The organism is Sphingobacterium sp. SGL-16, from assembly GCF_011043515.1.
GTDB lineage: Bacteria > Bacteroidota > Bacteroidia > Sphingobacteriales > Sphingobacteriaceae > Sphingobacterium > Sphingobacterium litopenaei.
On sequence record NZ_JAAKGQ010000077.1, the window covers coordinates 1 to 9,086 of the forward strand.

Here is a 9,086-nt window from a genome sequence, read left to right on the forward strand (position 1 = left end):
AAAAGCTTTATCACAACAGTGGTAAGGCTTTTTTGCGTTTGTAGAATATTATCCATAACAATTCAGTATCTTTGTATCCGAATGGGAACAGCATTAGACAATGGTATTAAGCCGTATAATCATTACGGAGCTTATTTGAAAGAGAAATATAACGGGCAAAAGGTATTTAAAGTTATCGTTGATGGTAATTTTACATGTCCTAATCGTGACGGAAGTAAAGGTTATGGAGGCTGTACTTATTGTAATGTTGACTCGTTTACGCCTGATACAGCCCGTAAAATACCATCTATCCGTGAGCAGGTAGAAAATGGTATTGAACGTGCACGCAATAGCTATGGTGCTGAGAAATTCATTATCTATTTTCAACCTAATACAAACACTTATGCGCCTACACATTTGCTTAAAATGATGTATGATGAAGCTCTAAGTATTGATCCTGAAAATACTTTAGGTTTATCAGTTGGTACACGCCCTGACTGCTTAGATTTTGAGAAGATAGCTCTATTAGAATCGTATACTGATAGATTGGATGTAGACTTAGAAATGGGTATGGAATCTATATATAATGATACCTTAGAACGTATCAATAGAGGCTGTTCGCATGATGAGTTTCTTTCTACCATGAAAATGCTGGAAAACACAAAATTGGAATTGTGTGTGCATACCATTTTTGGTTTTCCTTGGGAGACAGAAGATATGATGCTTAAGTATGCTGAGGAAATTAATAGGCATCCGCAGATTAAATTCGTAAAACTACACCATTTGCACATTGTAGAAGGTTCTATTATGGGCGTTAAGTATAAGCGTGAACCTTTCAAATTGTTCTCTATGGAAGAGTATACTGAGTTCCTAGCTAAATTTATTCCTTTATTAAGACCTGATATTATTATTCAACGAGTGTTTGGGATAGCGGATCAAGATTTATTGATTGCTCCAAATTGGGGATTGAAGAAATCGGGAATTCAGACTTATATTGATAAGGGATTAGAAGCTCGAGGTGTTCAACAAGGAAGTATGTATTTGGTTTAAATATTTACACTACGTTAACTTACGTTTTCCTGGAGAAATAATGTTATCTTTAAGTAAATCATTGCTAACATTATGGGAAATCCAAAATATTTCGTTTTATTAGTACTATATACTATTTTTTATACATCTTGTTCACCTGATAATAATGACTCAGTTTCTCCTACAATCGTCGACACTGTAGATAATAAAGAGGATAACACCAATATACCACCGAAACCTCTAATAATTAAAAAGTCAAAAACGACTGACTTAACAAATTTTAAAATTGACTTAAATTCTGCTTCCAGTTTTTATCTCGGCAGTGTTTGGTCATTGGGTGACACATCAAAAGGCTTTGAACTGACTCATCTTCCAGATAAAGAAAAGTCTGATAAAATATATTTTCTAACAAACAGTTTTACTGCTGATTTAGAAACTCATATTCCTTCATATCAAAGCATGTTTTCTTATGCCAAGAAATTTAAGCCAGGTTCTAATAATCTTAGTTTCAGTTCGGAGACATTTTTTGACTATGGTATTATTCAATATTACATAGTAAATAGTGGTGTTTATAAGGCTATTAAGGATTTAGTTGCGATAAATGATTCTACATATATTCGTAAGAAAAATGCAATATCTAGATATGCTAAGTTAGAGTATCTGGATATTTATACTGATATTCAAGAAATTCATACCTTATATGATCAGGAATATCTTCAGGTGAATATTCCGGACCATACTACACCACCATTCCACAGCAAAGTACACCAGTCATTCCGCTCCAAAGTACACCACTAATTAATAGCGTTGTACAGGTTTGATTCATCAGTTAGAATAATCTTATGTATATTTTGAACTGACATTCCGGCGCATACTACACCAATTATTCCGCGACAAAGTACACCACTGGATATTTAGATAAAATGATTGCTAAGTTAGGGATCAGATATATTCCTAATTATGGCAAATAAACCTCTAAGTATGCAAAAAATTAGACAGATATTACTGTTTGTCGAGCGTGGTTTTTCTCAACGATCAATAGAAAGAGAGACAGGTATAAATAGACGGACGATAGCTGGGTATATTAAAACCTTTACTGCTAGCGGACTAAGCATCCAGGAGCTTCTATTGTTTAATGACCATGATCTTCAAGTTTATCTCAATATTGATAAAAAGGAGACTGTAGTAAAAGATGCAAGACAATTACATTTAGAATCCCATTATGAATATTTTACTACTGAACTTCGCCGTGTAGGTGTAACTCGTCAATTGTTGTGGCAAGAATATATTTCTGAATACCCGGATGGTTTTGGTTATTCTAGATTCTGTGAACTTTTACAGGATCATTTGCGTAAAGGTAATTCTACTATGCATTTTGATCATGAGCCAGGTAGACTTTTAGAAATTGATTTTGCAGGAGATAAACTTCACTATGTCGACACAAGCACTGGAGAACTTATTGAATGCCCTGTTTTTGTAGCCGTTCTTCCGTATAGTGGATATAGTTATGTTGAAGCCCTTCCTAATGCTAGTTTACCTCAAGTAGTAAAAGCACTTAATAATGCACTAGCATATTTTGGTGGTGTACCTCTTTCTGTTAAATCCGATAATATGAAGCAATGGGTAAAGCGTAGTAATCGGTATGAACCTACTTTTGTAGATATGATTGAACAATGGGCCAATCATAATAACATTGCTCTTTTAGCTGCTAGACCTACTAAACCAAAAGACAAACCTTCTGTTGAGGGAGGAGTAAGAATAGCTTATTTACGTGTCTATGGCCCCTTGCGTAATGAAACATTTACAAGTTTATTTTCTTTAAATAGTGCCATATGGGATAAGCTTAATTCTCATCATGATAAAAACTTCCAACGTAAAACCTTTAGTCGTAAAGAATTATTCTTCGACAAAGAGAAGCCTACGCTCAAGCGGATGCCAGATAATCAATATGTCGCCAAGAACTATACTAAAGGCAAAGTACAACAGAACTATCATGTAGTCATTGGTGAGGATTGGCATTTTTACAGTGTTCCCTATAAATATATTGGTAAGACTGTAAATGTTATTTATTGTACTGAATTAGTAGAGATATATAGCGAAAACAACCGAATAGCTTTTCATAAACGAAGTTATAAAAAGCATGGTTATAGTACGCAAATCGACCATTGCCCACCACACCATCAACACGTACTTAATCGTTCTTTATGGAGCCCTGAAGAGTATCTCGTTAAAGCAGAAAAATATGGTCCAGCAACCAAAGACTACTTTCAAAAAGTAATGGATAGCAAACTTATCATAGATCAAACTTATCAAGCCTGTCAAGGCCTTTTACGCTTAGCATCACTCTACCCAGATCGTATAGAAAATGCTTGTCGAAGGGGGCTCAAAGGACATCGCTTCAACTATATGATTATTAAAAATATTATTGAAAACAATATGGACTTGTTAGAAAAGGACGGTGATCAGAATCCTCAATATAGCATTCCTCACCATAGCAATATTAGAGGTGCAGATGAATATAAATAACAGAAAATATAAATAAATACATTATGAATATAGATCAAACAATTCAACACCTCAAATTTTTACGACTTGCCGGAATGGCTAAACGTTACGAAGCTGTCGCGTCTTTACCCGTACATGAACAACAAGACATACACGAACTAATTGGCTCAATGGTACATGCTGAGGTAGAGTTTAGGGACCATGGTAGAACACAAAAATATCTTAAAGCTAGTCGATTAAGGTACAATGCACTTCCTGAAGAAATAATCTGTAATAACGAAAGAGGAATTACGCGTGAACAAATCCTGAGGTTATCAGATGGAACTTTTATTACTAGAGGTGAAAATGTACTTATAACGGGCGCAACTGGCTCAGGCAAAAGCTATTTAGCTTGTGCATTTGGTCGGTCGGCATGTATGCTTGGATATAGAACATTATACTTTTCCATGAATAAATTTATGGATACAGTAACTCAAGCAAGATTAGACGGAACCTATTTAAAGTGGATAAAAACTATTGCGAACCAAAGGTTACTCATACTTGATGACTTTGGACTAAAGGCTATTGATGCAGACACAAGGTTGGCTTTATTAGATATACTGGAAGACAGATATGGAAATAGCTCCGTAATAATCACCTCTCAATTACCGGTAGAAGCATGGTATGATTTCATTAATGAACCAACGTTGAGTGATGCTATAATGGACAGATTGACAGCTTGTGCCCATAGATTACCTTTGAAAGGAAAATCATTAAGAAAGAAAAAAAATAACTAAGTTTGAACTATAAATCCAGTGGCAATAAGTCCAAATTATTGGTTAAAAACTGGTGTACTTTACAGCGGAACAGCTGGTGTACTTTGTTCGGAATAATCATCAGGAATTGAAGAATGAAAATATTGATCCTTATTACATATCATCTGTAACATATGGCAATGAATCGATCTTTTTAGCTGAAAGTGATTCTACTCGACAGGCGTTTAACAAAGTTTATGACAAACTAATTGAAAATTCTGCATTAGATAATGCAGATATAGCTGTTTTGGATTCTAGTAATTTGTTGATTTATAGGAGAGACAGTGGTAGTAATACGAGTTTTTTAAGTTTGGAAAAGGGGCTTCGCAAATTCGTGATTTCATTAAAGAATTCATTGTGCTAGATAAGCAAAATACAAATGCTGTTAATTACCCTTTGTCTTTTACAATGTATAAATTGAGTGATATGTCAACACTGAAATATAAGCTCAATTATGATATTTTTGAAAAAGTAGAGCAATAAAAAAAAGGACACTGTCTTATAAAGTGTGTAAATAAAAATGTGGGGTTCATAAATAATTGGATTCCACATTTTTATTTACATAACGTTATTATTATGATCGATAGAGAATCATTATTAAACGACAAAGAGTTCTTAAGGAGTTTTAAGGACGGAGCCGACTTACAACAATTCTTTAGAGAGTTACAAGGTCGAGCAGTCTCTCAGATGCTAGAAGGAGAATTAGATGGTCATTTAGGCTATGATAAACATGCTCGTAGTGAAGAGAGGAATTCTCGCAATGGCCACACCAGTAAAAAGGTCAGAGGAGATCAAGGTGATATTGAAATTCAAGTTCCTAGAGACCGTGAAGGGAGTTTCAATCCTATCATTGTTCCTAAGGGCAAGAATATTATAGATGGCGTTGAGAATGTCATCGTTTCTCTTTATGCCAAAGGCATGAGTGTTATGGATATCGAAGATATGCTTCGCGATGTGTATAATTTTCAGGTTTCCGAAGCTACTATTTCGCGCATCACAGAGCGCGTCGCTGAAGATGTTGTAGCCTGGCAAAATCGTCCTTTAGATAACGTTTATCTTATTGTTTGGATGGATGGTATTGTTTTCAAAGTTCGTGAGAATTCCAAAGTGGTTAACAAAACCATTTATTTAGCCGTAGGTTTGAATCGAGAGGGTTACAAAGAGGTATTGGGTATGTGGCTGGGTAAGAATGAAAGTGCAAGCTTTTGGATGGGAATTTTGACTGATTTGAAAGCTCGAGGTGTAGAAGATATGCTCATTACAGCTACTGATAATCTTAATGGTTTTACAAACACTATCCGCTCGGTATTCCCCGAAAGTAACACGGAAATCTGTGTAGTTCATCAAATCCGTAATGCCTGTAGATATGTTGTTTGGAAGGATAAAAAGGCATTTACAGATGATATGAAACCCATTTATGATGCTCCAAACAAACAAGCCGCACAGGCTGCATAAGATAGTTTTGCCCAAAAATGGGAATCAAAATATCCTTATGCGATTAAATCTTGGCGAGAAAATTGGGATGAACTGACTGTGTTTTACCAATTCCCTTTAGAAATCCGAAAAATCATTTATACCACCAATATTATTGAAAATATGAATGGAAAAATCCGCAAATACACGAAAAACAAACTTTCGTTTCCTACGGATGAAGCTGTCATGAAATCAGTAATTTGGCTTTGAGAGAAATCTTTAAAAAATGGACAATGCCTATTCATAATTGGGGTATTATCCTAAATCAGTTCTTAACATTATTTGAAAAAAGAGTCCAATTGTAACTAAACAACTGAACTCCATATTTTTAATTTACACAGTTTGTGAGACAGTCCCAAAAAAAGCGACTTTTAGTCGCTTTTTTTTATTGCTCTACGATTGATTTCAAATCTGCAGGTGAGTAATTGATTGATTTCAATGTTTTGTTGTCTCCTTCACGGAAAACCAAGAATAAACCATCTACTTCCTTATAATACGAATCCACTCCTTTTTCTTCTTTATAGTATTTCATAGTAGCTTCTGCTTCTTCTAAAGATTTGCAGGCTTTACTCATGTTAGAGCGTTGAACTTCTTCGAATAGCGTATTGAATTTATCACCTAATCCAAATTCCAATACAGCGCCAGACAATACGTACTGAATGTCACACAATGCATCCGCAATCTCTACGATATCTTTGGCTTCAATAGCTTCTTCTAACTCTTTTAATTCCTCAGCAATTAGAGAAACACGTAGTTTGCATCTTGATTCAGAAGGAATTTCTGGTGTATCTAATATAGGATGCTGAAACGTTTTATGAAATTCAGCTACAGATGTTAACGATTTAGGGTCTGTCATGTTTATTAAAATCTATTAAGCTATAAAAATACAAATCTTTAGGCGTAATTATAAACCTCTAAAAACAATAAAGTCTCGAATTTTCCGAGACTTTATTGTTTTTATTTTACGAAGTGTTTTAATTGAATCAATTCTTTCTCTTCTAAATATCTCCAACGTCCACGTGGTAAATCTTTCTTCGTTAGGTTAGCGTATACTACGCGGTCTAATTTTATAACCTCATAACCTAAGGATTCGAAAATCCGTCTTACGATACGATTTTTACCTGAGTGAATTTGGATACCTACTTCACGTTTAGATGCTCCAGCAACATAGCTCAAATCATCTGGTTTAATAAGACCATCTTCTAACTCAATACCAAATTGAATTTTGTTAAAATCACCTTGAGTCAAGTTTTTATTTAACTCTACTTGGTAGATCTTTGTAACATTATTTCTTGGATGAGAAAGTTTCTCCGCTAGGTTACCATCATTTGTTAATAATAATAAACCTGTTGTATTTCTGTCCAAACGTCCAACTGGGTAAATACGCTCTTTAGTCGCTTTAGCAACCAATTGCATTACTGTACGGCGTTCTTGAGGATCATCTGTAGTCGTGATATAATCTTTTGGTTTGTTTAATAAAACATAAACCATTTTTTCACGCTTGAGACGCTCGTTATTGTAACGAATTTCGTCTTTAGCTGGATCTACTTTAGTTCCTAATGAAGTAACAACTTCTCCGTTAACAGAAACTACTCCCGCAGTAATTAACTCATCCGCTTTGCGACGTGAGCAAATACCCGCGTTTGAGATATATCTATTCAAACGAATCAAACCGTCGTCAGCTGCTTCTTTGTTAGCTGGTTTATTAGCCGGTCTGAATTTTCTATTCGCTGAATATTTAAAATCGTTTTTCTCTCTTTGTTCTTGGTACTCTGAAGTAGGCTCAGGTCTTCTATTCTTAGTATAACCTTCTTTTTCGAATGATTTTTTGAAAGGTTTTTTGTCGAAAGATCTTCTTTCTGACCCACCTTCTTTATCAAAAGACTTCCCGAATGTTTTTCTGTCGAAAGATTTTCTTTCGTTTCCACCTTCTTTATTAAATGGTTTGTTGAACGATGATCTTCTATCGCTTCCGTCTTTTGAGAAAGATTTTCCGTATGATTTGTTATCGTCTCTATCGCTAGATTTATAGTATGAAGAGCGACCGAATGATTTTTTATCTTCTTTATTGAATTTTGAAAAAGATGATTTTCCGAATGATTTATTATCTTCTTTTCTGTCTTTGCTGAAAGAAGACTTTCCAAAAGATTCGGATTTGTTACCGAATTTTTTATTAGAATTATCTTTCGATCTGAAGCTTTCTGAGTTGCTTCTACTTTTTCTGGAGTTGTCCTCGCGACTGTTCCTTTGACTTTTGAATGGCATAATTTTATATAAAAATTGAGGTACAAAGTTACACAAAATAATGATATAATTAAGTTTTTTTTAATTCGTAAATTGTTTACCCTAAAGCGGTTTAAAGCACGATTCTGAAGCTACTTAAAAATGGCGACTTTGTAACTATTTGGAATATAAGCAAATAGTTTGTACCTTTGGCGCAGCATAAATGGACCAAGCTATTTTTGATCGATTAGTTAATCGTGGATAGATAGCAGTAAGGAAGTGAATGATTAAAAAAAGAGTACTGTGTTTTACCGCAATATTATCGATAATGGTTTTATCGAAGTTGCAATCAAGACCCCAAGGGATTTCCATAGAAAACCCGTATAAACAAATCATGTTGGAGCATGCCGCTAGGCTAAAGGAGGAAGCAAAATCTCCACGCAACAACAGCAAAGCATATTTTAGTTCTCTAACTTTTGCTGAAGCAAGTGTACCCACAGAGGACGTAAAAGTAAAAAGTAAATTAAGTCAGTATTTAGCTAAATTTTCTTTCAAAAAAGTACGCTCGCATGAGATGCACAATCGTGCGGATAAGTATTTGCCTAAAATAGCCAAGATACTAAAATCATACGGCATACCGGAAGATTTTAAATATATTCCAATCGTAGAAAGTGGATTGGATCCTCGTGTAAGTTCTCACAAAGGGGCTGGTGGTTATTGGCAATTTATGCCTACTACAGCGCGTCTTTATGGACTTAAAGTCAATGGCAACGTGGATGAACGTAAAGATTTTATCAAATCGACACACGCCGCAGCGAGATACCTAAAATCTCTTTACGAGGAATTTGGCGATTGGACTTTAGTCGCTGCAGCCTATAATGTAGGTGGCGGAAGTCTCAAGTCTTCCATTCGTAATCAGAAAAAAGACGATTATTACAAATTGAGATTAAATGGCGAAACAGCGTCTTATGTGTACAAGATTATTTCTGTAAAAGAAGTGATCGAAAATCCAAGGATGTACGGTTATAAAATTTAAAATATCAATTACTATATACACAAGAAAAGGCTTGAAATTATTGAGGA

General features: G+C 34.8%; 8 protein-coding genes and 1 pseudogene. 7 read left to right on the forward strand and 2 right to left on the reverse strand.

What is annotated here, in order from left to right:
- Positions 1-81 precede the first annotated feature (81 nt).
- From G5B32_RS16230 to G5B32_RS16255, 6 genes and pseudogenes are all read left to right on the forward strand, one after another.
- Positions 82-1,029, forward strand: a complete 948-nt coding sequence (locus G5B32_RS16230; RefSeq protein WP_165292547.1) for a TIGR01212 family radical SAM protein — start codon at positions 82-84, stop codon at positions 1,027-1,029.
- Between the two features lie 72 nt (positions 1,030-1,101).
- On the forward strand, positions 1,102-1,806 hold the full coding sequence (locus G5B32_RS16235; protein WP_165292548.1) for a hypothetical protein: 705 nt from the start codon (positions 1,102-1,104) through the stop codon (positions 1,804-1,806).
- A gap of 183 nt (positions 1,807-1,989) precedes the next feature.
- Positions 1,990-3,534, forward strand: coding sequence for an IS21 family transposase (istA, locus tag G5B32_RS16240; protein WP_206366937.1), 1,545 nt, complete (start codon positions 1,990-1,992; stop codon positions 3,532-3,534).
- Between the two features lie 23 nt (positions 3,535-3,557).
- Complete coding sequence (gene istB, locus G5B32_RS16245) at positions 3,558-4,289, forward strand: IS21-like element helper ATPase IstB (RefSeq protein ID WP_160070400.1); 732 nt, start codon at positions 3,558-3,560, stop codon at positions 4,287-4,289.
- Between the two features lie 52 nt (positions 4,290-4,341).
- Positions 4,342-4,671 carry a hypothetical protein gene (locus tag G5B32_RS16250; RefSeq protein ID WP_165292549.1) on the forward strand — a complete coding sequence of 110 codons (330 nt, stop codon included), beginning with the start codon at positions 4,342-4,344 and terminating at the stop codon, positions 4,669-4,671.
- Positions 4,672-4,883: 212 nt separating this feature from the next.
- Positions 4,884-5,990 (forward strand): annotated as a pseudogene (locus G5B32_RS16255) (IS256 family transposase).
- A gap of 175 nt (positions 5,991-6,165) precedes the next feature.
- Here G5B32_RS16255 and G5B32_RS16260 read toward each other — a convergent pair.
- Complete coding sequence (locus tag G5B32_RS16260; RefSeq protein ID WP_165292550.1) at positions 6,166-6,636, reverse strand: nucleoside triphosphate pyrophosphohydrolase family protein; 471 nt, start codon at positions 6,634-6,636, stop codon at positions 6,166-6,168.
- Positions 6,637-6,737: 101 nt separating this feature from the next.
- Positions 6,738-8,045: a pseudouridine synthase gene (locus G5B32_RS16265; RefSeq protein ID WP_165292551.1), complete on the reverse strand. Its 1,308-nt coding sequence runs from the start codon at positions 8,043-8,045 to the stop codon at positions 6,738-6,740.
- Positions 8,046-8,331: 286 nt separating this feature from the next.
- Between G5B32_RS16265 and G5B32_RS16270 the strand changes: the two genes are divergently transcribed.
- Positions 8,332-9,039 (forward strand): lytic transglycosylase domain-containing protein, encoded by a 708-nt coding sequence (locus G5B32_RS16270; protein ID WP_240899083.1) that lies wholly within the window; start codon positions 8,332-8,334, stop codon positions 9,037-9,039.
- Positions 9,040-9,086: the final 47 nt, after the last annotated feature.